Source organism: Streptomyces sp. Y7 (assembly GCF_043195415.1).
Lineage (GTDB): Bacteria > Actinomycetota > Actinomycetes > Streptomycetales > Streptomycetaceae > Streptomyces.
In genome coordinates, this window is record NZ_JBIDDQ010000004.1 from 324,985 (window position 1) to 350,695 (window position 25,711).

Here is a 25,711-nt window from a genome sequence, read left to right on the forward strand (position 1 = left end):
TGGAATTTCCCGGCGTAGATTTGGCGTTGTCAAAGAGTAGAACTCGTCTAAAGACAGCCTTACCTGAGTACCTGGGGGACACCTTCATGGCCATCATCGAAACCGAGGCCGCGCTCCACGAGGCGCACCGTGACAACCACACGCACCGCGATGTGAACGGCGGCTGGCTGCGCCCCGCCGTCTTCGGCGCGATGGACGGCCTGGTCTCCAACCTCGCTCTGATGACCGGTGTCGCGGGTGGCGCGGTCAGCCACCAGACCGTCGTGCTGAGCGGTCTCGCCGGTCTCGCCGCCGGTGCCTTCTCCATGGCCGCCGGCGAGTACACCTCCGTCGCCTCGCAGCGTGAGCTCGTCGAGGCCGAGCTGGACGTCGAGCGCCGCGAGCTGCGCAAGCACCCCAAGGACGAGGAGGCCGAGCTCGCCGCTCTGTACGAGGCGCGGGGTGTCGAGCCCGGGCTCGCGAAGGCCGTCGCCGAGCAGCTCTCCCGCGATCCCGAGCTGGCCCTTGAGATACATGCCCGTGAGGAGCTCGGCATCGACCCCGGCGATCTGCCGTCGCCGCTGGTCGCGGCCGTCTCGTCGTTCGGCTCGTTCGCGCTGGGCGCCCTGCTGCCCGTACTGCCGTATCTGCTCGGTGCGACCACGCTGTGGCCGGCCCTGCTGCTGGCGCTCCTCGGGCTCTTCCTGTGCGGTGCGGTCGTGGCCAGGGTGACCGCGCGCAGCTGGTGGTACAGCGGATTGCGGCAGCTCGCGCTGGGTGGTGCCGCGGCCGGTGTGACGTACGCCCTGGGCAGCTTCTTCGGAACGGCCGTAGGATAGATCGGCTGGAACTTATGCGTTGGGCCGCATAAGTAGCCGTTACTCGCTGGTTTCGGATGCGTGACCACCGGGCATGAGCCGTAAGCGCTGTGGGCAATGACGCCTGGGGCGCACTCGCGGGGTCGGCGACGTCGCCTCCTCCGCCCCCAGGATCGTCGGACATGGACCTGTCCCGCTCGGTCCCCACATACTTCGAGCCATGTGCGCGGAACCCTTGCCGCAGCCTGTGGTGTCCGCATGGTGGAACGGATTATCCCGCTTCCCGAGAACCGCCCCATCATGTAACCTGCACGAAATTTTGCACTCACGCAGAGGGCCAACGTCGTCCCTCGGCAATTTGCATATGCCAGATGACGACGACGGGAGAGCCGATGCGTACGCCGCGCCAGCCGTCCCAGCACTCCACGAATGGCCAGAACTGGTCGTTCATGGATGCTCGCCCTGCTGCGCAGGGTATGTACGACCCCCGCAACGAGCACGACGCCTGTGGCGTCGGCTTCGTGGCCACCCTCACGGGCGAGGCGAGCCACACGCTGGTCGAGCAGGCGCTCACCGTTCTGCGCAATCTCGAACACCGCGGCGCCACCGGCTCCGAGCCCGACTCGGGCGACGGCGCGGGCATCCTTTCCCAGGTGCCGGACGCCTTCCTGCGCGAGGTGGCCGGATTCGAGCTGCCCGAGGCCGGTGCGTACGCCGTCGGTATCGCCTTCCTGCCGGAGGAGGGGACCCAGGACGCCGTCTCGCAGATCGAGACGATCGCGTCCGAGGAGGGTCTGACCGTCCTCGGCTGGCGCGAGGTGCCCGTCGCCCCCGAGCTGCTCGGTGCCACGGCCCGCTCGACGATGCCCGCCTTCCGCCAGGTCTTCGTCGCGGACGGTGCCTCGAAGGACATCGCCCTCGACCGCAAGGCCTTCGTGCTGCGCAAGCGAGCCGAGCGCGAGGCCGGTGTCTACTTCCCGTCGCTGTCGGCCCGCACCATCGTCTACAAGGGCATGCTGACCACCGGCCAGCTGGAGCCCTTCTTCCCGGACCTGTCCGACCGCCGCTTCGCCTCGGCCGTCGCCCTCGTCCACTCGCGCTTCTCGACGAACACCTTCCCGTCGTGGCCGCTGGCGCACCCGTACCGCTTCGTCGCGCACAACGGTGAGATCAACACCGTCAAGGGCAACCGCAACTGGATGCGCGCCCGCGAGTCGCAGCTCGTCTCCGACCTGTTCGGCTCCGACGGCAAGGCTCTGGAGCGCATCTTCCCGGTGTGCACCCCGGACGCCTCCGACTCCGCGTCCTTCGACGAGGTGCTCGAACTCCTGCACCTGGGCGGCCGTTCGCTGCCGCACTCCGTGCTGATGATGATCCCGGAGGCGTGGGAGAACCACGACTCCATGGACCCGTCCCGGCGCGCCTTCTACCAGTTCCACTCCACGATGATGGAGCCCTGGGACGGCCCGGCCTGTGTCACCTTCACCGACGGCACCCAGGTCGGCGCCGTGCTCGACCGCAACGGCCTGCGCCCCGGCCGCTACTGGGTCACCGACGACGGCCTCGTCGTCCTCGGCTCCGAGGTCGGCGTCCTCGACATCGACCCCGCGAAGGTCGTCCGCAAGGGCCGCCTCCAGCCCGGCCGCATGTTCCTCGTGGACACCGCCGAGCACCGCATCATCGAGGACGACGAGATCAAGGCCCAGCTCGCCGCCGAGCAGCCCTACGCGGAGTGGCTGGAGGCCGGCGAGATCGAGCTGTCCGACCTGCCCGAGCGTGAGCACATCGTGCACACCCACGCCTCGGTCACCCGCCGCCAGCAGACCTTCGGTTACACCGAGGAGGAGCTGCGCGTCATCCTCGCGCCGATGGCCAAGGCCGGTGCCGAGCCGATCGGCTCGATGGGCACCGACTCGCCGATCGCCGCGCTGAGCGAGCGCCCGCGTCTGCTCTTCGACTACTTCACCCAGCTGTTCGCGCAGGTCACCAACCCGCCGCTGGACGCCATCCGCGAGGAGCTCGTCACCTCGCTGAACTCCTCGCTGGGCCCGCAGGGCAACCTGCTCGACCCGACGGCCGCGTCCTGTCGCAGCGTCACCCTGCCCTTCCCGGTGATCGACAACGACGAGCTGGCCAAGCTCATCCACATCAACGCCGACGGCGACATGCCCGGCTTCAAGGCCGCGACCCTCTCCGGTCTGTACCGGGTGCACGGCGGCGGCGACGCGCTGGCCGCGCGCATAGAGGAGATCTGCGCCGAGGCCGACGCCGCCATCGAGAACGGCGCCCGGCTGATCGTCCTGTCGGACCGCCACTCCGACGCCGAGCACGCGCCGATCCCGTCGCTGCTGCTCACCGCGGCCGTCCACCACCACCTCATCCGCACCAAGCAGCGCACCCACGTGGGCCTGCTGGTCGAGGCCGGCGACGTCCGCGAGGTCCACCACGTCGCGCTGCTCATCGGCTTCGGCGCCGCCGCGGTCAACCCGTACCTGGCCATGGAGTCGGTCGAGGACCTGGTCCGCGCCGGTACGTTCCTGACCGGCATCGAGGCCGAGCAGGCGATCCGCAACCTGATCTACGCCCTCGGCAAGGGCGTCCTGAAGGTCATGTCCAAGATGGGCATCTCGACGGTCGCCTCCTACCGCGGCGCGCAGGTCTTCGAGGCCGTCGGTCTCGACGACGCCTTCGTGGAGAAGTACTTCAACGGCACGGCCACCAAGATCGGCGGCGTCGGCATCGACGTCATCGCCAAGGAGGTCGCCGCCCGCCACGCCAAGGCGTACCCGGCTTCGGGGATCGCGCCCGCGCACCGCGCGCTGGAGATAGGCGGCGAGTACCAGTGGCGCCGTGAGGGCGAGCCGCACCTGTTCGACCCGGAGACGGTCTTCCGCCTCCAGCACTCGACGCGGGCGAACCGCTACGACATCTTCAAGAAGTACACGGACCGCGTGAACGAGCAGTCCGAGCGGCTCATGACGCTCCGCGGACTGTTCGGCTTCAAGTCCGACCGGCAGCCGATCTCCATCGACGAGGTCGAGCCGGCATCCGAGATCGTCAAGCGCTTCTCCACCGGCGCCATGTCGTACGGCTCCATCTCCAAGGAGGCGCACGAGACCCTCGCCATCGCCATGAACCAGCTGGGCGGCAAGTCCAACACCGGTGAGGGCGGCGAGGACCCGGACCGTCTGTACGACCCGGCCCGCCGGTCGTCCATCAAGCAGGTCGCCTCCGGCCGCTTCGGTGTGACCTCGGAGTACCTGGTCAACGCCGACGACATCCAGATCAAGATGGCCCAGGGCGCCAAGCCCGGCGAGGGCGGCCAGCTGCCCGGCCACAAGGTCTACCCGTGGGTCGCCAAGACGCGTCACTCGACGCCGGGCGTGGGCCTGATCTCCCCGCCGCCGCACCACGACATCTACTCCATCGAGGATCTGGCCCAGCTGATCCACGACCTGAAGAACGCCAACCCGCAGGCCCGCATCCACGTGAAGCTGGTCTCCGAGGTCGGCGTCGGCACGGTCGCGGCCGGTGTGTCCAAGGCCCACGCGGACGTCGTGCTCATCTCCGGCCACGACGGCGGCACGGGCGCCTCCCCGCTGACCTCGCTGAAGCACGCGGGCGGCCCCTGGGAGCTCGGCCTCGCCGAGACCCAGCAGACGCTGCTGCTCAACGGCCTGCGCGACCGGATCGTCGTGCAGACCGACGGCCAGCTGAAGACCGGCCGTGACGTCGTCATCGCCGCGCTGCTCGGCGCCGAGGAGTTCGGTTTCGCGACCGCGCCGCTCGTCGTCTCCGGCTGCGTCATGATGCGCGTCTGCCACCTGGACACCTGCCCGGTCGGCATCGCCACCCAGAACCCGACGCTGCGCGACCGGTTCACGGGCAAGGCCGAGTACGTCGTGAACTTCTTCCAGTTCATCGCCGAGGAGGTCCGCGAGATCCTCGCCGAGCTGGGCTTCCGCACCATCGAGGAGGCCGTCGGCCACGCCGAGACGCTGGACGTCACGCGTGCCGTCGACCACTGGAAGGCGCAGGGCCTGGACCTGGAGCCGCTGTTCCACGTGCCCGAGCTGCCCGAGGGCGCGGTGCGCCACCAGCTGATCGAGCAGGACCACGGTCTGGAGAAGGCGCTCGACAACGAGCTCATCAAGCTCGCCGCCGACGCGCTGGCCGCGGACTCCGCGACCGACGCCCAGCCGGTGCGCGCCCAGATCAAGGTCCGCAACATCAACCGCACGGTCGGCACCATGCTCGGCCACGAGGTGACGAAGAAGTTCGGTGGTGCCGGTCTGCCCGACGACACCATCGACATCACCTTCACCGGGTCCGCCGGCCAGTCCTTCGGCGCCTTCCTCCCGCGCGGTGTCACGCTGCGCCTGGAGGGCGACGCCAACGACTACGTCGGCAAGGGCCTCTCCGGCGGCCGTGTGATCGTCCGCCCGGACCGGGCCGCCGACCACCTCGCCGAGTACTCGACGATCGCGGGCAACACCATCGCCTACGGCGCGACCGGCGGCGAGCTGTTCCTGCGCGGCCGCACCGGCGAGCGGTTCTGTGTCCGCAACTCCGGCGCGACGGTCGTCTCCGAGGGCGTGGGCGACCACGGCTGCGAGTACATGACCGGTGGCCACGCGGTGGTCCTGGGCGAGACGGGGCGCAACTTCGCGGCCGGCATGTCCGGTGGCATCGCCTACGTCATCGACCTCGACCGCGACAACGTCAACGTCGGCAACGTCGGCGCCGTCGAGGCACTCGACGACACCGACAAGCAGTGGCTGCACGACGTGGTCCGCCGCCACCAGGAGGAGACCGGCTCCACGGTCGCCGAGAAGCTGCTGGCCGAGTGGGACACCGCCGTCGAGCGCTTCAGCAAGATCATCCCCAGCACCTACAAGGCAGTGCTCGCCGCCAAGGACGCCGCCGAGCGAGCCGGTCTCTCCGAGACCGAGATCACCGAGAAGATGATGGAGGCGGCGATCAATGGCTGACCCGAAGGGCTTCCTCAACCACGGGCGCGAGGTCGCCAAGTCCCGTCCGGTCGACGTGCGTCTGAAGGACTGGAACGAGGTCTACGTCCCCGGCTCCCTGCTGCCGATCATCAGCAAGCAGGCCAGCCGCTGCATGGACTGCGGCATCCCGTTCTGCCACAACGGCTGTCCGCTCGGGAACCTCATCCCGGAGTGGAACGACTACGCCTACCGCGAGGACTGGGCCGCCGCCAGCGAGCGGCTGCACGCGACCAACAACTTCCCGGAGTTCACCGGTCGCCTCTGCCCCGCTCCCTGTGAGTCGGCGTGTGTGCTCGGCATCAACCAGCCGGCCGTCACCATCAAGAACGTCGAGGTCTCCATCATCGACAAGGCGTGGGACACCGGCGATGTCGCGCCGCAGGCCCCGGAGCGCCTGTCGGGCAAGACCGTCGCGGTCATCGGGTCCGGCCCCGCCGGTCTGGCCGCCGCCCAGCAGCTCACCCGGGCCGGCCACACCGTCGCCGTCTACGAGCGCGCGGACCGCGTCGGAGGTCTTCTCCGGTACGGCATCCCCGAGTTCAAGATGGAGAAGCGGCACATCAACCGCCGTATCGAGCAGATGCGCGCGGAGGGCACCCGCTTCCGCACCGGCATCGAGATCGGCCGCGACCTCAAGGCGACCGACCTGAAGAAGCGGTACGACGCCGTCGTCATCGCCGCCGGCGCCACGACCGCCCGTGACCTCCCGGTCCCCGGCCGTGAGCTCAAGGGCGTCTACCAGGCGATGGAGTACCTGCCGCTGGCCAACAAGGTCCAGGAGGGCGACTACGTCACCTCCCCGGTCTCGGCCGAGGGCAAGCACGTCGTCGTCATCGGCGGCGGCGACACCGGCGCCGACTGCGTGGGCACCGCCCACCGGCAGGGCGCGGCCTCGGTGACGCAGCTGGAGATCATGCCCCGTCCGGGCGAGGACCGGGCGCCGCACCAGCCGTGGCCGACCTTCCCGATGCTCTACAAGGTCACCTCCGCGCACGAGGAGGGCGGCGAGCGGGTCTACTCCGTCTCCACCACCCACTTCGAGGGCGACGAGGACGGCAACGTCCAGTGGCTGCACCTCACCGAGGTGGAGTTCATCGACGGCAAGCTGACCCCGAAGCCGGGCACCGAGCGCAAGATCCCGGCCCAGCTGGTCACCCTCGCCATGGGCTTCACCGGCACCGACCGGGAGAACGGCCTGGTCGAGCAGTTTGGTCTGGACCTGGACGAGCGGGGTAACATCGCCCGCGACGCCGACTTCCAGACCAACGTCCCGGGCGTGTTCGTCGCCGGTGACGCGGGCCGTGGTCAGTCGCTCATCGTGTGGGCCATCGCGGAGGGCCGCTCGGCCGCCCGCGGCTGCGACCGCTTCCTGACCGGCGCCAGCGAACTGCCGGCCCCGATCAAGCCGACGGACCGCTCGCTGATGGTCTGATCCGGAGGATCACCGAGAACGTCCCGTACAACGGCGTACGGAACACTGACGGCGCCTGCCCCTTGTCCCCGACCGGACGAATGGGCGGGCGCCGTCGCCTTTCCAGCGTTCCTCGACATGCCGTGGTTCGTCTGCGGCGCCGTCGTGGCCGGTCGCGCAGTTCCCCGCGCCCCTTCAGGGCGTTGCCCGACCCGTTCAGGACACCTCGTACGGCTCCCCGTACACCTGCCACCGCAGCGGCGTCCGCAGCTGGAGGTTGCCGTCGTACAGGAACTGCCGCTGGGCGGTGTCGATGCGGCTGGTGTCGGTGCCGGGACGTTTCTCCTTCATGGCCTCGCGACGGATGTCGAGGAAGATGTCCAGATACGCCTTCTCGGAGCCGCCCTGGGACGGGGAGTCCGCCTCACGCAGGGCACGCTCGCGCAGGACGTAGAAGCCGTCGTCGTCGATGCCGGGGCCGTGGAAGACCATCGCGTCGAAGTAGATGAACTGGCCCAGCGTGCCGAGGCCGTCGAGCTTGGCGAGGCGGACCGCCGGTTCGAAGTAGGAGCGGTCCCGCTCGTCGAGCTGGGCCTGCTGGAACGCCGGCCGCTCGGCCTCCGCCTTCCACGCGGCCGTGAAGCCGGGGTCGAGGCCCTCGTGGGAGTCGGTGCCGTCGACCGCGCGCAGGGCCGGCAGGTACTTGGCGAGCCCGTTGTCCGGGTGGTCGGCCGTGTAGCGCTCGACCAGGGTGAGCAGGTCGTTGGTGCCGGTGCAGAAGCCGATGACACCGGCCGTGTAGCCCTGGCCGTCGCCGATGTCCTCGATGTAGCCGAAGGCGCTGCGCCAGTTCAGGGTCGAGTTCTCGGCGCTGGACACCAGTTGCTGGGCCAGCGTCTTCTTCGCCGGGGCGGCGAGGCCCAGCGGCAGGCCCGCGATCAGCTTGTCGTCGGCCGACCGCTCCTGCTCGGCGCGGCTCTTGGCCTCCTGGCGGGAGGTCTGCTCCGCGGTGACGACGGAGGGCTCGGCCGGGCCGCCGGCGGAGTCGGTGGGGACGAGGAAGTAGGCGGCCGCGGTGATGGCCACCGGGACGGCCGCGAACAGCAGGATGCCGGTACGTCTCACTGGGCCACGCCTCCACCGGTCAGCTCGGACACCTTGGCGAACGCGACCGCCGCCAGCAGTACCAGCACGCCCACGCAGGCGGCCGTCTGGATCAGGGCCTGCCGCGGTCCGCGCGGGGCGTAGGCGTAGGCGAACGTCACCGCCGCGCCGGTCAGCAGTCCGCCGAGGTGGCCCTGCCAGGAGGTGAGGCCGGCGGACAGCAGCAGCCACAGCAGCAGGAAGACCATGAACCGGTTGACGGACCGCATGTCGGCGCCGACCCGGCGGGCGAGCACGTAGTACGCGGCGCCGAGGCCGAAGATCGCGCCCGAGGCGCCGACCGACTCCACGTTCACCTCGGTGAGCAGCAGCTCGAACACCGAGCCGCCCAGCGTCGCCAGCAGATACAGGGCGATGTAGCGGATCCGGCCGAGCATCGGCTCCACGACCCGGCCGAGCTGCCACAGCGAGAGCATGTTCATCACGATGTGCAGCAGCCCGAAGGTGCCCTCGGTCGGTGGCAGATGCAGGAAGCCGCCGGTGAGCAACCGCTCCCACTGTCCGGCGACGACGCCCTCGGCATGGAAGTCGGCGGGGTAGCCGGACTGGTAGAGGTAGAAGCCGCCGTCCGGCCCGACCAGCCGGGCGCTGAGCATCGAGAACCGGTCCAGGATCTCCGGGCGCACCACCTCGGCCAGATAGGCGAGGACGTTCAGCCCGATGAGCACGGACGTCACGAGCGGGGTCGCGGCGATCCGGCCGCCGACCACCGTCCGCGCCTGCCGCACCGACCGGGCGCCCTCCTTCACGCACTCCACGCACTGGTGGCCGACGGACGCCTCGCGCATGCAGTCCGGGCAGATGTACCGGTCGCAGCGGGTGCAGCGGACGTGGGACTCGACCTTGGGATGGCGATAGCAGGTCGTGACGGTGGGCCGCACGGACTCGGACTGGGTGGACTCGGGCTCCACAGCCGGCTCCTCGATGAACTGGACGAACGGTGAGCCGGTGGGGACGGCGGCGAACAAAATATCGAACACCTGTGGACGGAGGGAGGGGCGGGGCCATGGTGTCGTAATCTCGGCAGCCAGTGTGACGCGCGAGGGGGAAAGCATATGGCGGCGATCAGTCTGAGCAAGGTGGAGGAGACCGCGCCCGCGCTGGTCAACCTGTACAAGAGCGCCGGGGTGTCGCTCCGCAAGCACGGGCTCGACGGGGTGCGGGCCGCGGTCTATCTCGTGGTCGACTACTCCGGTTCGATGAAGCCGTACTACAAGGACGGCAGCGTGCAGGCGCTCGCCGACCGGGTGCTCGGGATGTCGGCGCACTTCGACGACGACGGCACCGTTCCGGTGGTCTTCTTCTCCACCGACGTCGACGCCGTCACCGACATCGCGCTCGCCGACCACCGGGGCCGGATCGAGCGGATCGTGGCCGGGCTCGGGCACATGGGCAAGACCAGCTACCACCTGGCCATGGACGCCGTCATCGACCACTACCTGGACAGCGGGTCCACGGATCCCGCCCTGGTCGTGTTCCAGACCGACGGCGGCCCCATCAACAAGCTCGCCGCGGAACGCTATCTGTGCAAGGCGGCCCGGCTCCCGCTGTTCTGGCAGTTCGTCGGGTTCGGGGATCCGACCAGCAAGCAGTTCGACTTCCTGCGCAAGCTCGACGACCTGGCGGTGCCGCGGAAGCGGGTGGTCGACAACGCCGGCTTCTTCCACGCCGGCGCCGATCCGGGCAAGGTCTCCGACGCCGAGCTGTACGACCGCCTGGTCGGGGAGTTCCCGAAGTGGCTGGTGGCCGCACGGGCGCAGGGGATCGTACGGCCGTAGAGGAGCAGACTTCCGGCCGTCGCACCGTTGGCCGGGCCCGTACCGCCATGTCACCCTGTGAGGTGATCCGACGGGAGGGCGACGATCTATGGACGGCGCGGGATCGGGGTACGGGGCGGCCGGGGCGCGACGGGCCGCTCCGCCGGGCAAGGGCGAGCGGGTCGCGGACTGGGCGGACGGGCGGCTCGGACTGTACGCGCTGGCCAAGGCCAACATGCGCAAGGTGTTTCCGGACCACTGGTCGTTCATGCTGGGCGAGGTCTGCCTCTACAGCTTCCTGGTGCTGATCCTCACCGGCGTCTACCTCACCCTGTTCTTCGAGCCGAGCACCGCCGAGGTCGTCTACAACGGCACCTACGAGCCGCTCAACGGCGTCCTGATGACCCGGGCCTACGAGTCCACGCTCGACATCAGCTTCGACGTGCGCGGCGGGCTGCTGATCCGGCAGATCCACCACTGGGCGGCGCTGGTCTTCGTCACCGGCATGCTCGTGCACATGATGCGGGTGTTCTTCACCGGCGCCTTCCGCAAGCCGCGCGAGCTGAACTGGGTGTTCGGCTGGACGCTGCTGATGCTCGGCATCATCACCGGGCTGACCGGCTACTCCCTCCCCGACGACCTGCTCTCCGGCACCGGCCTGCGGTTCGCGTACGGCGCGATCCTGTCGGTGCCGATCGTGGGGACGTACCTGGCGTTCTTCCTCTTCGGCGGGGAGTTCCCCGGCGAGGACTTCATCGCGCGGCTGTACCCGGTCCACATCCTGCTGCTGCCCGGGATCATGCTGGGCCTGGTCGTCGCCCATCTGATCCTGGTCTTCTACCACAAGCACACGCAGTACCCGGGGCCCGGCCGTGACCAGAAGTCGGTCGTCGGCATGCCGTTCCTGCCGGTGTACATGGCCAAGGCGGGCGGCTTCTTCTTCCTGGTCTTCGGCGTGCTGGCGTTCATGGGCGCCATCGCCGGCATCAACCCGGTGTGGGCGTTCGGGCCCTACCGGCCCGACCTGGTGACCACGGGCGCCCAGCCGGACTGGTATCTCGGCTTCTCCGAGGGACTGATCCGGGTGATGCCTGGATGGGAGCTCAACGCCTGGGGCCACACCCTGGAACTGGGCGTCTTCATCCCCTTCTCGCTCTTCCCACTGATCCTGCTCGCCCTCGGGCTGTACCCCTTCCTGGAGGCGTGGGTCACCGGCGACAGACGGGAGCACCACATCCTCGACCGGCCGCGCAACGTGCCGGTGCGCACCGGGCTCGGCGCGGCCTGGCTGAGCCTGTACGCGGTGCTGCTGATCGGCGGCGGCAACGACATCGTGGCCACGCATCTGCATCTGTCCATCAACGTGATCACCTGGTTCGTGCGGATCGCGGTCTTCGTGGCGCCGGTCCTGACCTACGTCGTGACCAAGCGGATCTGTCTCGGGCTGCAGCGCCGGGACCGGGAGAAGGTGCTGCACGGCCGGGAGACCGGCACCATCAAGCGGCTGCCGCACGGCGAGTACATCGAGGTGCACGAACCGCTCACGCAGGGGCAGTTGCACACCCTCACCCAGCACGAGCAGCATCCGCCGTACGAGATCGGGCCGACGGTCGACGCGAACGGCGTCCGGCGCCGGGTCACCCCGTCCCAGCGGATGCGGGCCCGGCTGGCGCGGGTGATGTTCGGGTCCGCCGCGCGGATCGAGAAGCCGACGGTGGAGGAGTACCGCGAGGTCACCAGCGGCGAGCACCACCACTGAGCACCTCGGCCCGGCACTCCTGCGGGCTGCCCCACGCGGTGCGCAGGACACGGGCCTTGGTCAGCCACAGCGACAGGTCGTACTCCGCGGTGTAGCCGATCGCGCCGTGCAGTTGCAGTGCGGTCCGGGCGGTGGCGTACGCGGCCTCGCAGGCGGTGACCTTGGCGGCGGCCACATCGGCCGGCTCCAGGGTGAGGGCCGCGCCGAAGAGCAGGGGGCGGGCGAACTCCAGCTTGATCCTCGCGTCCGCCAAACGGTGCTTGACCGCTTGGAAGGAGCCCACGGGGACGCCGAACTGGGTGCGCTGCTTGACGTACGCGACGGTCTTGTCCAGGAGCGCGAGGCCGACGCCGAGAGCCTGGGCGGCCGTGGCCAGCCGGGCCCGGGTGAGGACCTCCGCGGTGGGCGGGCCGGGGCCGAGGAGCTCGCCGCCCGGCTCCAGCGGGGTGAGGCGGCGGGCCGGGTCCAGGGACGCGCGCACGGAACCGTGGCCGGGGGAGAGGCGCACCCCCTCGGCGGTGAGCGCGAGGCGTGTCGTGGCCACGTCGCCGTCCAGGGCGTACGGCGTCCGCCAAGCCAGCGTGGCCATGGCCTCGCCCGCCGCCAGCGCGGGCAGGAGCCGCTTCGCCGGGCCGGGATCCGGCAGGCCGGCCAGCAGTGCCGCCGCCGCGACCGTCTCCACCAGCGGCCCCGGAACAGCATGGCGGCCCAGCTCCACGAAGGCGACGGCAAGTTCGACGGGCCGTACGCCCAGCCCTTCGTGGGCCTCGGGAACCGCCAGCCCGAACACCCCCGCGTCGGCGAGCCGCAACCACAGCGCACGCCCTCTCGCGTGCTCGCCCCGGCTCCACTCCCGCACCGCCGACGGGGTGTCCGCCGCCGTCAGCATCGCGTCCAGGGAGCCGGCGAAGGCACGCTGCTCGGCGTCGAGGAGGAACCTCATCAGCGGCGGCCCTTCGGCAGGCCGAGCAGCCGCTCGGCGATGATGTCGCGCTGGATCTCGTTCGTCCCGGCGTAGACGGGCCCGGCCAGGGAGAAGACGTACCGCTCGGACCAGTCGGTGCCGGCCAGCTCGCCGTCGGCGCCCAGGAGATCGAGGGCCGTCTCGTGCAGCGCGATGTCGTACTCCGACCAGAAGACCTTGTTCAGGCTGGACTGGGGGCCGATCTCCCCCACGCTCGAATCCGCTCGCGCGGGGGGACCCCCACCGCCGTCGAGGAAGCGGGAGGCGGCGGCGTAGGTGAAGAGCTGGTAGGCGCGGGCTCCGATCAGGGCGTCGGCCACGCCGTCGTGTGCGCTCCGCGGGCTGCCCTGCGCCTGCCAGAGGCGGTGCAGACGGTCGGCGCTCGCGAGGAAGCGGCCGGGGGAGCGCAGCATCAGACCGCGTTCGTTGCCCGCCGTGGACATCGCGATCCGCCAGCCCTGGCCCGGGCCGCCGATGACGTCCTCGTCGGGCACGAACACCTCGTCCAGGAACAGCTCGGCGAAGGCGGGCTTCCCGTCGAGGCGGGCGATGGGGCGGACCGTGACCCCGGGGGCCCGCAGGTCGAACATCAGGTACGTCAGGCCCTGGTGGGGCTTCGGGGTGTCCGGGTCGGTGCGGAACAGGCCGAACGCGCGGTCGGCGAAGGCGGCGCGTGAGGACCAGGTCTTCTGGCCGCTGAGCAGCCAGCCCCCGTCCGTGCGCACGCCCCGGGACCGCAGCGAGGCCAGGTCCGAGCCGGCCTCCGGCTCGGACCACGCCTGGGCCCAGACCACCTCGCCGGTGGCCATGGACGGGAGCACGCGCGCGCGTTGCTCCTCGGTGCCGTGGTCGAAGAGGGTCGCGGCCAGGAGGCTGACGCCGTTCTGGTTGACGCGGCCCGGCGCGCCCGCCGCGTAGTACTCCTCCTCGAAGAGGAGCCAGCGCACCAGCGAGGCGTCCCTGCCGCCGTACTCGGCCGGCCAGTTCACCACCGACCAGCAATCCGCGGCCAGTTCGGCCTCCCAGGCGCGGTGCGCCGCGAAACCCCTCTCGGTCTCCAGGGAGGGGAGCGGGTCGGGCGGCACATGCGCGTCCAGCCAGGCGCGGGCCTCGGCCCGGAACGCCTCGTCGGCGGACGAATGGCGAAGATCCACGTCGAGCTCCCTCCCTGCGGGGCCTGGTCGGTTCCCTAACAAGTGTTTGGTAGGTTAGCGTGCTGCCATGACAAACGTCGAGGCGCCGACGTACGTTCCCGGGCACGGACTGCTCCGCGGGCGCACGGCCGTCATCACCGCGGCGGCCGGGGCCGGCATCGGCGGGGCGACCGCCCGCCGCTTCCTCGAAGAGGGAGCGCGGGTGCTGATCAGCGACGCCCACGCACGCCGGCTGAAGGAGCACGAGGCGGAACTGGCCCGTCAGTTCGAGGGCGCGGTGAGCTCCGCGGTGTGCGACGTCACCGACGAGGCGCAGGTGCGCGCGCTGTTCGACACCGCCGTGCGGGAGCACGGCCGGCTCGACGTAGTCGTCAACAACGCCGGGCTCGGCGGGACTTCTCCCCTCGTCGACATGACCGACGAACAGTGGACGAAGGTCCTCGACGTCACCTTGAACGGCACCTTCAGATGCACCCGGGCCGCCCTGCGCAGGATGCGTGACACCGGCGGCGGGGTGATCGTCAACAACGCCTCCGTCGTCGGCTGGCGCGCCCAGGCCGGACAGGCGCACTACGCCGCCGCCAAGGCGGGCGTGATGGCGCTGACCCGGTGCGCGGCGATCGAGGCGGCCGAGTACGGCGTGCGGGTCAACGCGGTCTCGCCGTCCCTCGCCCTGCACCCGCACCTCGCGAAGGTGACGACCCCCGAACTGCTGCAGGAGCTGACCGCGCGCGAGGCGTTCGGGCGGCACGCCGAGCCCTGGGAGGTGGCCAACGTGATCGTCTTCCTGGCCTCGGACTACTCCTCGTACATGACCGGAGAGATCGTCTCCGTCAGCAGCCAGCACGCCTAGGACGACAATGGACCCGTGCCGACCAAGAAGAAGCCCCAGGTGACCGCCGCGGCCGCACGGCGTCGCGAACTCCTCGAGACAGCCGCCGAGGTCTTCGCCGAGCAGGGCTACAACGCCACCACCGTACGCAAGATCGCCGACCACGCGGGCATGCTCGCGGGCAGCCTCTACTACCACTTCGACTCCAAGGAGTCGATGCTCGAAGAGATCCTGCGGACGTTCCTCGACGAGCTGTGGAGCGGCTACGACGCCGTCCTGGAGGCCGAGCTCGGCCCGCGCGAGACGCTGGAGGCGCTGGTCACCGAGTCGTTCCGGGAGATCGACCGGCACCGGGCCGCCGTCGCGATCTACCAGAAGGAGAACCGGCAGCTCGTCGCGCAGGAGCGGTTCGCGTTCCTCGCCGAGTCGCAGCGCAAGTTCGAGAAGGCGTGGCTGTCCACGCTGGAGCGCGGGGTCGCGGCCGGGGTGTTCCGCTCCGACCTCGACGTCCGGCTCACCTACCGGTTCGTGCGCGACACGGTGTGGGTCGCCGCGTCCTGGTACCGGCCCGGCGGACAGCACAGCCCCGAGGAGATCGCCCGGCAGTACCTGTCGATGGTGCTGGACGGGATCGCCGTACGCACATAACCCACTGTTCCCACCGGGGAGTTGCCATGGCCGAGGCCTACATCGTCGAAGCGGTCCGTACGCCCGTGGGGCGGCGCGGAGGAGGGCTCAGCGGGGTCCATCCGGCCGACCTGGGCGCGCACGTCCTCAAAGCGCTCGTGCAGCGCGCGGGCATGGACCCCGCGGCCGTCGAGGACGTCGTCTTCGGCTGCCTGGACGCCGTCGGGCCGCAGGCCGGGGACATCGCGCGGACCTGCTGGCTGGCGGCGGGGCTGCCCGAGGAGGTGCCGGGGGTGACCGTGGACCGGCAGTGCGGGTCCTCGCAGCAGGCCGTGCACTTCGCCGCGCAGGGCGTGCTGTCCGGCACCCAGGACCTGGTGGTCGCGGGCGGCGTGCAGAACATGTCGATGATCCCCATCGCCTTCGCCACCCGGCAGGCCGCCGAACCGCTGGGGCTGACCGCGGGGCCCTTCGCGGGCAGCGAGGGCTGGCGGGCGCGGTACGGGCAGAAGCCGGTCAACCAGTTCGTCGGCGCCGAGATGATCGCGGGCAAGTGGGGGATCACCCGGCAGGACCAGGAGGAGTTCGCCCTGCGCTCGCACCGGCGGGCGCTGCGCGCGATCGACGAGGGCCGCTTCGAGCGGGAGACCGTGGCGTACGGCCGGGTCGCCGTCGACGAGGGGCCGCGCCGGGACACCTCGCTGGAGAAGATGGCCGGGCTGAAGCCGGTCGTCGACGGCGGCACGATCACCGCCGCGTGTTCCTCGCAGGTCTCCGACGGCGCGGCGGCGATGCTGCTGGCCTCGGAGCGGGCGGTGCGCGAGCATGGGCTCACGCCCCGGGCCCGGGTGCACCACCTCTCGGTGCGCGGTGAGGATCCCATCCGCATGCTCACCGCCCCGATACCCGCCACCGCCCACGCCCTGAAGAAGACCGGCCTGTCGATCGACGACATCGACCTCGTCGAGATCAACGAGGCGTTCGCACCGGTCGTCCTGGCCTGGCTGAAGGAGACCGGGGCGGATCCGGACAAGGTCAACGTCAATGGTGGGGCCATCGCGCTGGGGCATCCGCTGGGGGCGACGGGTGTGAGGCTGATGACGACCCTGCTGCACGAACTGGAGCGCACGGGGGGCCGGTTCGGGCTGCAGACGATGTGCGAGGGCGGGGGACAGGCGAATGTGACGATCATCGAGCGGGTGTGAGACGCCGACGGGAGTGCCGCGAGGGGGCTCAGGGCGGCCGCGGGTCCGCGGTGGCCGGTCGCGCCCACGCGGCGAAGCCGCATGTCGATACAGCCCCGCGCCCCTTTGGCGGCGCTCACGGGCCGTGCCGTCAGAGTTCTGCCAGTCGCTGCCGTGTCTCCTCCGCCTCTTTCATGATCCGTTCCACCAGTTCCCCGCACGACGGCAGGTCGTCGATCACTCCGGCGACCTGCCCGGCCGCCATCACGCCCAGGTCCGTGCGGCCGTCCACCATCGACGCCTTGAGCAGCATCGGGGTGTTCGCGGCGAGCAGCACCTGGCTCCAGGTCAGGTCCTTGCCGTGCCGCAGCGCCCGGCCGTCGAGGAGCATGCGGCGCCAGCTCGTGCCGGAGAGCTTGCGGTAGCCCGCGGCCCGGCGGACCGCCTGGAGGAGCGTCCGCGCGCGGCCGGAGCGCTCCAGCGCGTCGACCAGGTCGGTGCGCAACATGCGGTGGGGCAGGCCGTCCACGGCCGTGGTGACCGTGACGTCCCGTACGGTCGCCGCCAGATACCGCGCCTTCACCGCGTCCGGCACCGTCGAGTCCGACGTCAGCAGGAAGCGGGTGCCCATGGCCACGCCCGCCGCCCCGTAGGACAGCGCCGCGACCAGCCCCCGCCCGTCGAAGAAGCCGCCCGCCGCGACGACCGGTAGGTCCACGGCGTCCACCACCTGCGGCAGCAGCACCGTCGTCGCCACCTCGCCGGTGTGCCCGCCGCCCTCGCCGCCCTGCACGATCACCGCGTCCGCACCCCAGGCCGCCACCTTCTCGGCATGCCGCCGGGCACCGATCGACGGGATCACGACCACGCCCGCGTCCTTGAGCCCGGCCATCAGCTCACGGGACGGCGCGAGCGCGAAGGACGCCACCCGGACCCCCTCCTCGATCATGACGCGGACCCGGTCGCCGGCGTCCGAGGCGTCCGCCCGCAGATTGACGCCGAACGGCGCGTCCGTACGGGACTTCACCTCCCGGATCGCCGTGCGCAGCCGGTCGACGGTCATCGTCGCGGAGGCCAGGATGCCCAGCGCCCCCGCGTTCGCCGTCGCCGAGACCAGCCGGGGCCCCGCCACCCAGCCCATCCCCGTCTGCACGATCGGGTGGCGCACCCCGACCAGCCGGGTCAGCGGCGTCTCCATCAGGCACCGACCTCCCTGGCGCGGGTGTTGTCCGGGTCGATCACCTCGCGGATCAGCCGCAGTTCCTCCGCGGTGGGCGGGCGGGTGCTGGGCACGTCGTCCGGTACGGCCAGGTCGAACGACGTCGCTTCCTCGACCTGCTCCACGGTGACGCCCGGGTGGAGCGAGGCGAGCCGCATCGAGCGGTCGGGCGTGGCGAAGTCGAAGACGCCCAGGTCGGAGACGACACGGGGGATGCGGTGGTACCGGGCGCCCGCCGCGTGGTCGTGTCCCACCCCGCACACCAGGTCGACCTTCTCGACGAAGACCCGCCGGGAGTGCCTGGGAACCCAGTAACTCGTCGGATTGTTCAGCGTGTTGACCGGTGCTCCGCGCACCCCGAGCAGCTGCCGCTTCGGCCGCTCCCAGTCGCCGATGCACGAGATGTTCTGGTTGCCGTACCGGTCGATCTGGCTCGCGCCCATCATCACGTGCCGCCGGCCCCCGGTGACCAGGGCGAGGTGCTGACGGTACGGCAGCCAGCCCTCGACGGTGCCGTCCGCGGTGACCAGCAGTGCCTCGCCGTCGGTCAGCAGCAGGTCCGGCGCGAAGGTGAGGCGGGCCAGCCGGGCCCCGATGGACGGGATCAGGCCCATCGGGCTCGCCAGCACCTCCCCGGCGTCCCGCCATGCCTCGGCGCACGCGATCACGCACGTCTCGGCTCGGGTGGCCGGCGCGGACCCGGCGCCGCCGGCCTCGGCGACTCCACCGCCGGACTCCGTCATGCCCGCCACGTCCCCTCCCTGACCGCCGACTGGTACGCCTGCTCGTCCCCGCCGAGGAACCGTGCGGCGAAGTCCGCCCAGGGCGTCGTCGCGTACGCCTTCTGGAACACCTCGTCACGGCCGTAGTCGGGGGCGCAGGACGTGAAGTGCGCGCCGTTCGGGGCCTCGACGACCCCCGTCACCGTGTGCCGCTTGATCAGCAGCGACTGCGGGGCCGCCTCCTTGGTCAACTCGGCCGTGTCGACGATCCGTTCGCACGAGACGTACGCCGTGTCCGCGGCCTCGCAGAACAGGTCGTCGAAGTAGGGGTCGGGGCCCAGGTACCGGCCGTTGCCCTGCCGGTCGGCGCGGCCCACGTGGACCAGGGCCGCGTCCAGCCGCAGGGCGGGCACGGCCACGAACGTCTCCCCGTCGTCGTACGGCGACGTCACGGTCCGCAGTCCGGGGTTGACCCGCATGACGTCCGAACCGAGCCCGGCGCGCACCGGCAGGAACGGCAGCCGGTTCGCGGCGGCGTGCAGGCCCCACATGAACATCGCCTCGTCGATCTCCATGAGCTCGAAGGCACCGCGCTCACGGGCCGCCCGGTAGTGCGGTTCCAGCGGGATCGAGTCGAGGGTGACGAAGGGGGTGACCAGCTTGCGGATCCGTCCCGCGGCGGCCAGCATGCCGACGTCCGGGCCGCCGTAGGAGACGATCGTCAGGTCCGTGACGTCGGAGCGCAGGACCGCGCGCACCAGGGCCATCGGCTTGCGGCGCGAGCCCCAGCCGCCGATGCCGAGCGTCATCCCGCTGCGCAGCCGCGCCGCGACCTCGTCCGCGGTCGTCCTCTTGTCGCTCACTCAGCCACCGTCCCTTCCGAAGGTGTCCCGGACCCGGTCGGCGACCCCGCTGAGGCCCGCCTCGAAGGTGAAGCCCTGCTCGAAGCGGTAGCTGCGGCGGACGTCGACCGGGTCGATGCCGTTGATCGCGGCCTTGGCCAGGCGCAGCAGCCGCCCGTCCTTCGCGGCGATCTCGCGCGCCAACTCCATCGCACAGGCGCGCAGTTCCGGGCGCGGCACCACCCGCCACACCGAGCCGTGCGCGTGCAGCTCGGCCGCGGTCGCCGTGCGCGAGGTGTAGTACAGGGCGCGCATCAGATGCTGGGGGACCAGGCGGGCGAGATGGGTGGCCGCGCCCAGCGCGCCCCGGTCCAGCTCGGGCAGCCCGAAGACGGCGTCCTCGCTCGCCACGATGGCGTCCGCGTTGCCCACCAGGCCGATGCCGCCGCCCAGACAGAAGCCGTGCACCGCCGCCACCACCGGCACCTCGCACGCGTACACCGCCGCGAAGGCGTCCGCGCAGCCGTGGTTGACGCCGATCAGCGCGTCGTTCCCGTCCCGCTGGAGCTCCTTGATGTCCACGCCGGCGTTGAAGCCACGCCCCTGCGCCGCGAGGACGACACACCGGACCTCCGGGTCGCGGCCCGCCGCCCGCACCGCGTCGGCCAGGGCGAACCAGCCGGCCACCGGCAGGGCGTTCACCGGTGGGAAGTCGACCGTGACGACGGCGATTCCCTCATCTTCGGACCCCTTTTCCGGGGACGAGGTGGAGACACCCATGGCCGCATCAGCTACCTTTCCACCAAACGTTTGTTAGGTGAAGGGTAGCCGCCGATGGGGCTGGACGGGAAGGTCGTTGTCGTCACGGGGGGTACCCGCGGCGTCGGCGCGGGGGTGACGAGGGCCTTCGCCGAGGCCGGTGCGCGGGTCGTGGTCTGCGCCCGCAGACCGCCCGAAGTCCCGCTCGCCGGAACCGAGTTCAGGCCGCTGGACCTGCGCGCCCCGGTTGCCGTACGGGACTTCTTCGCCGCGCTGCCCCGGCTGGACGTGCTCGTCAACAACGCGGGTGGCACACCGTACCGGCGGTTGACGGACGCGGACGCCGAGCGGCACGCGCGCGTGATCGAGCTGAACCTCGTCGCCCCGCTGACGGCGTCCCTGGCGGCCCACGAGCACCTGGAGCGCTCGCGGGGGTCCGTCGTGATGATCGGCAGCGTCAGCGGCGGGCGCCCCTCACCAGGGTCGGCGGCGTACGGGGCGGCCAAGGCCGGGCTGGAGAACCTGGCCCGCTCGATGGCGGTGGAGTGGGCGCCGCGGGTGCGCGTCAACACCCTCGTCGTCGGCATGGTCCGCACCGAACTGTCCCACCTCCACTACGGCGGCGAGGACGGTATCGCCGGTGTCTCGCGCACCGTCCCGCTCGGTCGCCTCGCCGAACCGGCCGACGTCGGCGCGGCCGCCGTCTTCCTCGCCTCCGACGCCGCCGCCTACATCAGCGGGGCGAGCCTGCATGTGCACGGCGGGGGCGAGAAGCCCGCGTTCCTGGACGCCGCAACGGTCAACAAGGAGGCATGAGATGAGCCGGATGTGCGAGGGACGGGTCGTCGTCGTCACCGGGGCGGGCCGGGGGCTCGGCCGCGCGCACGCGCTCGCCTTCGCCGCCGAGGGGGCGCGGGTCGTCGTCAACGACCTGGGCGTCGGCCTCGACGGCACACCGGCCGCCGACGGTCCGGCCCTGCGCGTGGTGGAGGAGATCCGCGCGGGGGGCGGCGAGGCGATCGCGCACGGCGGCGACGTGGCGACGAGCGCCGGGGCCGCGTCCCTGGTGACCGCCGCGCTGGAGGCGTACGGGCGGCTCGACACCCTCGTCAACAACGCCGGGTTCCTGCGGGACCGGATGCTGGTCAACCTCGACGAGGACGACTGGGACGCCGTCGTACGCGTCCACCTCAAGGGCCACTTCCTCCCCCTGAAGCACGCCGCCGCGCACTGGCGGGCGGAGACGAAGGCCGGCCGCGCCCCGGCGGCCCGGATCGTCAACACCAGCAGCGGGGCCGGGCTGCTCGGCTCGGTCGGGCAGGCGAACTACAGCGCCGCGAAGGCCGGCATCGTCGGCCTCACCCTGGTCGCGGCGGCCGAACTGGCCCGCTACGGCGTCCAGGTCAACGTGATCGCCCCGGCCGCCCGCACCCGCATGACGGAGCGCGCCTTCGCCGACACGATGACCGCCCCCGACTCCGGCTTCGACGCCATGGCCCCCGAGAACGTCTCCCCGCTGGTCGTCTGGCTGGGCTCGGAGGCGAGCGCCGGGGTCACGGGCCGCGTGTTCGAGGCGGAGGGCGGCCGGATCACGGTGATGGAGGGATGGCGGGCAGGCCCGACGGCGGACAAGGAGGCGAGGTGGACGCCGCAGGAGGCCGGAGATACGGCACTGAAGCTGCTGGGGGAGGCGGAGACACCGGGACCGGTATACGGGGCCTGACCCGAACGCCGTGAAGGGGCGCGGGGCTGTATCAGTATGCGGCTCCGCCGCGTGGGCGCGACCAGCCTCGCAGGACCCGCAGCCGCCCGACGACACAAAGCGGCAACCCCGTCAGGCGCTCAGGTGTCACACTCGAGCACCGTCCGGCACAGCCCGCACCGCGCCCGCACCCGCCCCTTCACCGGCACCCGGATCCGCTGCTGACACGTGGGACACGGAAACGACACCCGCAACGGCCCGTGCCCGTCCGGCGTGAACGTATAGGCAACCCCGGCCTGGGGACCGGCCTCCTGATGGTCCTGCGCATGCCGCCGGTCCCGCGCGTACCGCCGGCGCCCCGCCCACCCGGCCGCCGTCAGCGGAGGCTGCTGCTCGTCGCGCCGGGCCTGCGCCACGCCCTTCCCGTACGCCGTGTACGCCTGCGGGCTGGTGAACCAGATCGACGGGTCCTCGGCGAAGACCTGCGCCCGCTTGGCCAGGACGTACCCGAACTCCTCCGGCGTCAGATAGCCCAGCTTCTGCGAGGACGCCGAGTCCTCGCGGTACGCGTCGAGCAGCAGCCAGCCCGCGCCCAGATACGTGGTCACCGTGTCCGTGAGGATCTCGTTGTCGCGGGTGCCCGGGAAGGACAGGCCGAGGCGGTGCAGATAGACGTGCGTCACCTCGTGCGCGAGGGCCGCGCCGATGTCCCGGCGATGGGTGCGGAAGCGGTCGTTCAGCTCGACGAAGTACTCGGGTCCGGCGGCGAGTTCGACGTTCGCCGCATGGCTCATCTCCCGGAAGCCGACGATCAGCCGGGCGTCCGGCAGCCGGTAGTGCCGCACCAGTTCACGGGCCACCCGCTGCGCGCCCAGATGAAGGTCGTCCGTGTCGCAGAACGCCACGTCGGCCGGGGCCACGCTGGTCGCGAAGGTCTGGACGGTGTCGTACGAGAGCCGTCTGTAGAGCGCGGTGATCGAGGCCCGCACCGTCTCCAGGTGCGGGAAGCCGTGCTGGACCGGTCCGCCGTTCGCCACGCCCGTACCCCCAAGACGCCTGGAAACCGATTCCACTCTACGGGGATGTGAGGGGATTTTCCCTGGTGAGGTTCCATGCCCGGGCCGTGAGATCCGTCCTTGCCATGGACCCCCCTTGATCTTCATACTCCGGGATCGCTCAACCCCCCACGAAAGGACGAATGTTGAGCCATCACATATCCCGGAGAACCGGCATCTCGCTGGCGAAGAGAGCCGCCGCGGTCGGCGCCGTCGCGCTCGCGGTCGCCTCCCTCCAGCCGGTCAGCGCGCAGGCCGCGTCCACCCGTATCGTCGGGGGAACGGCCGCCGCGCAGAACGAGTTCCCGTTCATGGTCCACCTCTCCATGGGCTGCGGCGGGGCGCTCTACAAGAAGGACGTCGTCCTGACCGCCGCCCACTGCATGGAGGGCTCGGGCAACAACACCAGCATCACGGTCACCGCGGGTGTCAACGACCTCAACTCCTCGGCCGCGATCAAGGTGAAGTCGAAGAAGGTCAAGGTCGCCCCCGGCTACAACGGCAACGGCAAGGACTGGGCGCTGATCAAGCTCGCCCGGCCCATCGACAAGCCGACGCTGAAGATCGCCACGACGGACCAGTACAACCGCGGCACCTTCACGATCGCGGGCTGGGGCGACACCGAGGAGGGGGCCAACACGGGCACGACCAAGCTCCGTAAGGCCAGTGTTCCCTTCGTCGCCGACCGCGTGTGCAAGCGCCACTACGGCAACCGGCTCGTGTCGAAGGAGGAACTGTGCGCCGGCCTGCAGAGCGGCGGCATCGACACCTGCCAGGGCGACTCCGGCGGTCCCATGTTCCGCAAGGACGACGCGGGCAAGTGGATCCAGGTCGGCATCGTCAGCTGGGGCGACGGGTGTGCCCGCCCGGGTGTGCCCGGCATCTACACCGAGGTCAGCCACTTCGCGAGCGACATCGCCCGCGCGGCGGCCGCCCTGTAGGCAGCCGCCGCGGCATGGTCGTCAGACGGCCCGCAGGACCGGGGTTCCGGCTTCGCCGGGCCCGGTCCGGGCCGTCCCTTCCAGCTCCAGCACCCACAGCTCGTTGCCGCCCTCGCGCAGCACGGGCCCCGGCACGTACAGGGTGCGCTGCGGGCCCGCGGACCAGTAGCGGCCCAGACCGAAGCCGTTGATCCACACGAATCCGCGGGTCCAGCCCGGCAGCTCAAGGCGGGCGTCACCGGCGCCCCGCACCGTGACGGTGCCCCGGTAGAGCCCCGGGGCACCGTCCTCGGGCAGCTCCCGCGACGGCACCGCCCGCACCGCCTCGGCGTCGTCCAGCGCCTCCAGCCGCAGCCCACGCGCGCGTACGCCGTGCAGGAACTGCCGCTCGTGCAGGACACCCCCGGTGATCCCCTTGGACTCGCCCAGCCGCGGCCCGTAGTTGACCCGGCCCAGGGACTCCACCCACAGCTCCACGCGCGCGTGCCCGGCGACGGGCTCCTTCAGGCACGGCTCCTCCTCGGTGAGCACCCCGGCCCGCTCCCCGTCGACGTACACCACGGCGAGATCCCGCAGCCCGCGCACCGACAGCGGATACGGCTCGCGCGGCCCCGGCACCGTCACCTCGTAGCGCACCAGGCCCCGCTCGATGCCCAGTTCCTCGAAGGTGGCCGGGACGGGACCGGACGCCTCCGGGCCGCCCAGCGTCTCCAGTACGTCCGGCAGGGGCGCCCAGCCGGTCAGGACGGCCTCGGCCGGGGCGCCCAACGGCACCGGTGCGGGCGGGACTTCGGGCAGCGGGCCGTCGGCGTACGCGGCGAGTACCTCGCGCAAGGCCCGGAACTTCTCGGTGGGGCGGCCGTACTCGTCGATCGGGGCGTCGTAGTCGTACGACGTCACATCGGGCTCCAGCGGCCCGTCGTGCAGCGCGCCGCCGCCCCGGTTGGCGCCCGCCCAGCCGGCGAAGCTCGTGCCGCCGTGCGCCATGTACAGGTTGACCGAGGCCCCGCACTCGAGGATCTCGCGCAGGGCCGCCGCCGCGTCCCCGGGATCCCGCACGGTGTGCTCGCCGCCCCAGTGGTCGAACCAGCCGCACCAGAACTCCATGCACATCAGCGGCCCTTCGGGGCGGTGGCGGCGCAGGGTCTCGAACGCCTCGCGCGCGTGCGAGCCGAAGTTCACCGTCGCCAGGATCCCGGGGACCGAGCCGCCGGAGAGCATGTGGTCCTCGGGGCCGTCCGAGGTGAACAGCGGGACCGTGACGCCGAGTTCACGCAGCAGACCGGCCAGGCGGCGCAGATACGCGGCGTCCGAGCCGTAGCTGCCGTACTCGTTCTCGACCTGCACCATGATCACGGGTCCGCCGCGATCGATCTGCCGGGGCGCGATCTCGGGCAGCAGCCGCCCGAACCAGTTCGACACGTGCTCCCCAAAGCGCTCGTCACAGGTACGCGCGCGTGCGCCCACCTCGGCCGTCAGCCAGTACGGCAGCCCGCCGTTCTCCCACTCGGCGCAGATGTACGGCCCCGGCCGCACGATCGCCCACAGCCCGGCCTCCCGGGCCGCGTCCAGGAACCGGCCCAGCGCGGCCACGTCCCGGGTCCGCCCCGGCGCCGGCTCGTGCAGGTTCCACGGCACGTACGTCTCCACGCAGTTCAGGCCCATCGCCCGCAGCATCGCGAGGCGGTGCCCCCACTGCGCCTCGTGCACCCGGAAGTAGTGCAGCGCGCCGGACAGCAGCCGCACCGGCCGGCCGTCCAGCAGAAAGTCTTCGTCCCCCACCGTGAACTCGCTCATGCGCCCACCCTCG

General features: G+C 71.2%; 21 protein-coding genes. 11 read left to right on the plus strand and 10 right to left on the minus strand.

Annotated elements, in window-relative coordinates:
* Positions 1-86: 86 nt before the first annotated feature.
* The 3 genes from ACGFW6_RS14980 to ACGFW6_RS14990 all read left to right on the plus strand — a co-directional run bounded on the left by ACGFW6_RS14980 (position 87) and on the right by ACGFW6_RS14990 (position 7,241).
* A complete protein-coding gene (locus tag ACGFW6_RS14980; protein WP_393508496.1) occupies positions 87-818 on the plus strand; it encodes a VIT1/CCC1 transporter family protein in 732 nt (243 codons plus the stop codon).
* 371 nt (positions 819-1,189) lie between these two features.
* A complete protein-coding gene (gene gltB, locus ACGFW6_RS14985; protein WP_393508822.1) occupies positions 1,190-5,788 on the plus strand; it encodes a glutamate synthase large subunit in 4,599 nt (1,532 codons plus the stop codon).
* Complete coding sequence (locus ACGFW6_RS14990; protein WP_393508499.1) at positions 5,781-7,241, plus strand: glutamate synthase subunit beta; 1,461 nt, start codon at positions 5,781-5,783, stop codon at positions 7,239-7,241. Before gltB ends, ACGFW6_RS14990 begins: the two co-directional genes overlap by 8 nt.
* 195 nt (positions 7,242-7,436) lie before the next feature.
* Here the strand turns inward: ACGFW6_RS14990 and ACGFW6_RS14995 are convergent, their stop codons facing one another.
* Together ACGFW6_RS14995 and ACGFW6_RS15000 are read right to left on the minus strand one after the other, a co-directional pair.
* The gene (locus ACGFW6_RS14995; protein ID WP_393508502.1) at positions 7,437-8,345 is read right to left on the minus strand and encodes a chitosanase; all 909 of its coding nucleotides are present in this window, start codon (positions 8,343-8,345) and stop codon (positions 7,437-7,439) included.
* Positions 8,342-9,295, minus strand: coding sequence for a rhomboid family intramembrane serine protease (locus tag ACGFW6_RS15000; protein ID WP_393508825.1), 954 nt, complete (start codon positions 9,293-9,295; stop codon positions 8,342-8,344). The genes ACGFW6_RS14995 and ACGFW6_RS15000 overlap by 4 nt, the downstream gene beginning before the upstream one ends.
* A 144-nt stretch (positions 9,296-9,439) precedes the next feature.
* Here ACGFW6_RS15000 and ACGFW6_RS15005 point away from each other — a divergent pair, with 144 nt between their 5' ends.
* Both ACGFW6_RS15005 and ACGFW6_RS15010 read left to right on the plus strand, forming a co-directional pair.
* Positions 9,440-10,162: a vWA domain-containing protein gene (locus tag ACGFW6_RS15005; RefSeq protein WP_393508505.1), complete on the plus strand. Its 723-nt coding sequence runs from the start codon at positions 9,440-9,442 to the stop codon at positions 10,160-10,162.
* An 88-nt stretch (positions 10,163-10,250) separates the two neighbouring features.
* On the plus strand, positions 10,251-11,900 hold the full coding sequence (locus ACGFW6_RS15010) for a cytochrome bc complex cytochrome b subunit (protein ID WP_393508508.1): 1,650 nt from the start codon (positions 10,251-10,253) through the stop codon (positions 11,898-11,900).
* Here ACGFW6_RS15010 and ACGFW6_RS15015 read toward each other — a convergent pair.
* Positions 11,875-12,843 (minus strand): acyl-CoA dehydrogenase family protein, encoded by a 969-nt coding sequence (locus tag ACGFW6_RS15015; RefSeq protein ID WP_393508511.1) that lies wholly within the window; start codon positions 12,841-12,843, stop codon positions 11,875-11,877. The two genes, ACGFW6_RS15010 and ACGFW6_RS15015, sit on opposite strands and share 26 nt — an antisense overlap.
* Positions 12,843-14,018, minus strand: coding sequence for an acyl-CoA dehydrogenase family protein (locus tag ACGFW6_RS15020; protein ID WP_393508514.1), 1,176 nt, complete (start codon positions 14,016-14,018; stop codon positions 12,843-12,845). The genes ACGFW6_RS15015 and ACGFW6_RS15020 overlap by 1 nt, the downstream gene beginning before the upstream one ends.
* 67 nt (positions 14,019-14,085) lie before the next feature.
* Between ACGFW6_RS15020 and ACGFW6_RS15025 the strand changes: the two genes are divergently transcribed.
* From ACGFW6_RS15025 to ACGFW6_RS15035, 3 genes are read left to right on the plus strand one after another with little or no spacing between them, the layout of a single operon-like run.
* Positions 14,086-14,871, plus strand: a complete 786-nt coding sequence (locus ACGFW6_RS15025; RefSeq protein ID WP_393508517.1) for an SDR family oxidoreductase — start codon at positions 14,086-14,088, stop codon at positions 14,869-14,871.
* A 15-nt stretch (positions 14,872-14,886) separates the two neighbouring features.
* Complete coding sequence (locus ACGFW6_RS15030) at positions 14,887-15,498, plus strand: TetR/AcrR family transcriptional regulator (protein WP_393508520.1); 612 nt, start codon at positions 14,887-14,889, stop codon at positions 15,496-15,498.
* A gap of 26 nt (positions 15,499-15,524) precedes the next feature.
* Positions 15,525-16,682 (plus strand): acetyl-CoA C-acetyltransferase, encoded by a 1,158-nt coding sequence (locus tag ACGFW6_RS15035; protein WP_393508523.1) that lies wholly within the window; start codon positions 15,525-15,527, stop codon positions 16,680-16,682.
* 130 nt (positions 16,683-16,812) lie between these two features.
* Here the strand turns inward: ACGFW6_RS15035 and ACGFW6_RS15040 are convergent, their stop codons facing one another.
* The 4 genes from ACGFW6_RS15040 to ACGFW6_RS15055 are packed head-to-tail and all read right to left on the minus strand — an operon-like array spanning position 16,813 to position 20,224.
* The gene (locus ACGFW6_RS15040; protein WP_393508526.1) at positions 16,813-17,859 is read right to left on the minus strand and encodes an NAD(P)H-dependent flavin oxidoreductase; all 1,047 of its coding nucleotides are present in this window, start codon (positions 17,857-17,859) and stop codon (positions 16,813-16,815) included.
* Positions 17,859-18,623, minus strand: coding sequence for a CoA-transferase subunit beta (locus tag ACGFW6_RS15045; RefSeq protein WP_393508828.1), 765 nt, complete (start codon positions 18,621-18,623; stop codon positions 17,859-17,861). Before ACGFW6_RS15045 ends, ACGFW6_RS15040 begins: the two co-directional genes overlap by 1 nt.
* Positions 18,620-19,465 (minus strand): CoA transferase subunit A, encoded by an 846-nt coding sequence (locus ACGFW6_RS15050; RefSeq protein WP_393508529.1) that lies wholly within the window; start codon positions 19,463-19,465, stop codon positions 18,620-18,622. Before ACGFW6_RS15050 ends, ACGFW6_RS15045 begins: the two co-directional genes overlap by 4 nt.
* Positions 19,466-20,224, minus strand: a complete 759-nt coding sequence (locus tag ACGFW6_RS15055) for an enoyl-CoA hydratase family protein (protein ID WP_393508532.1) — start codon at positions 20,222-20,224, stop codon at positions 19,466-19,468.
* Between the two features lie 54 nt (positions 20,225-20,278).
* Here ACGFW6_RS15055 and ACGFW6_RS15060 point away from each other — a divergent pair, with 54 nt between their 5' ends.
* Positions 20,279-21,019 (plus strand): SDR family oxidoreductase, encoded by a 741-nt coding sequence (locus ACGFW6_RS15060; protein WP_393508535.1) that lies wholly within the window; start codon positions 20,279-20,281, stop codon positions 21,017-21,019.
* 1 nt (position 21,020) lies between these two features.
* Positions 21,021-21,926, plus strand: coding sequence for an SDR family oxidoreductase (locus tag ACGFW6_RS15065; protein WP_393508538.1), 906 nt, complete (start codon positions 21,021-21,023; stop codon positions 21,924-21,926).
* Between the two features lie 119 nt (positions 21,927-22,045).
* Here ACGFW6_RS15065 and ACGFW6_RS15070 read toward each other — a convergent pair whose 3' ends face one another.
* On the minus strand, positions 22,046-22,942 hold the full coding sequence (locus ACGFW6_RS15070; protein ID WP_393508541.1) for a hypothetical protein: 897 nt from the start codon (positions 22,940-22,942) through the stop codon (positions 22,046-22,048).
* A 161-nt stretch (positions 22,943-23,103) separates the two neighbouring features.
* Between ACGFW6_RS15070 and ACGFW6_RS15075 the strand changes: the two genes are divergently transcribed.
* Positions 23,104-23,901, plus strand: coding sequence for a S1 family peptidase (locus tag ACGFW6_RS15075; protein WP_393508544.1), 798 nt, complete (start codon positions 23,104-23,106; stop codon positions 23,899-23,901).
* Between the two features lie 21 nt (positions 23,902-23,922).
* On the opposite strand, the gene ACGFW6_RS15080 is transcribed toward ACGFW6_RS15075, so the two are convergent.
* Positions 23,923-25,698 carry a beta-galactosidase family protein gene (locus tag ACGFW6_RS15080; protein ID WP_393508546.1) on the minus strand — a complete coding sequence of 592 codons (1,776 nt, stop codon included), beginning with the start codon at positions 25,696-25,698 and terminating at the stop codon, positions 23,923-23,925.
* Between the last annotated feature and the right edge of the window lie 13 nt (positions 25,699-25,711).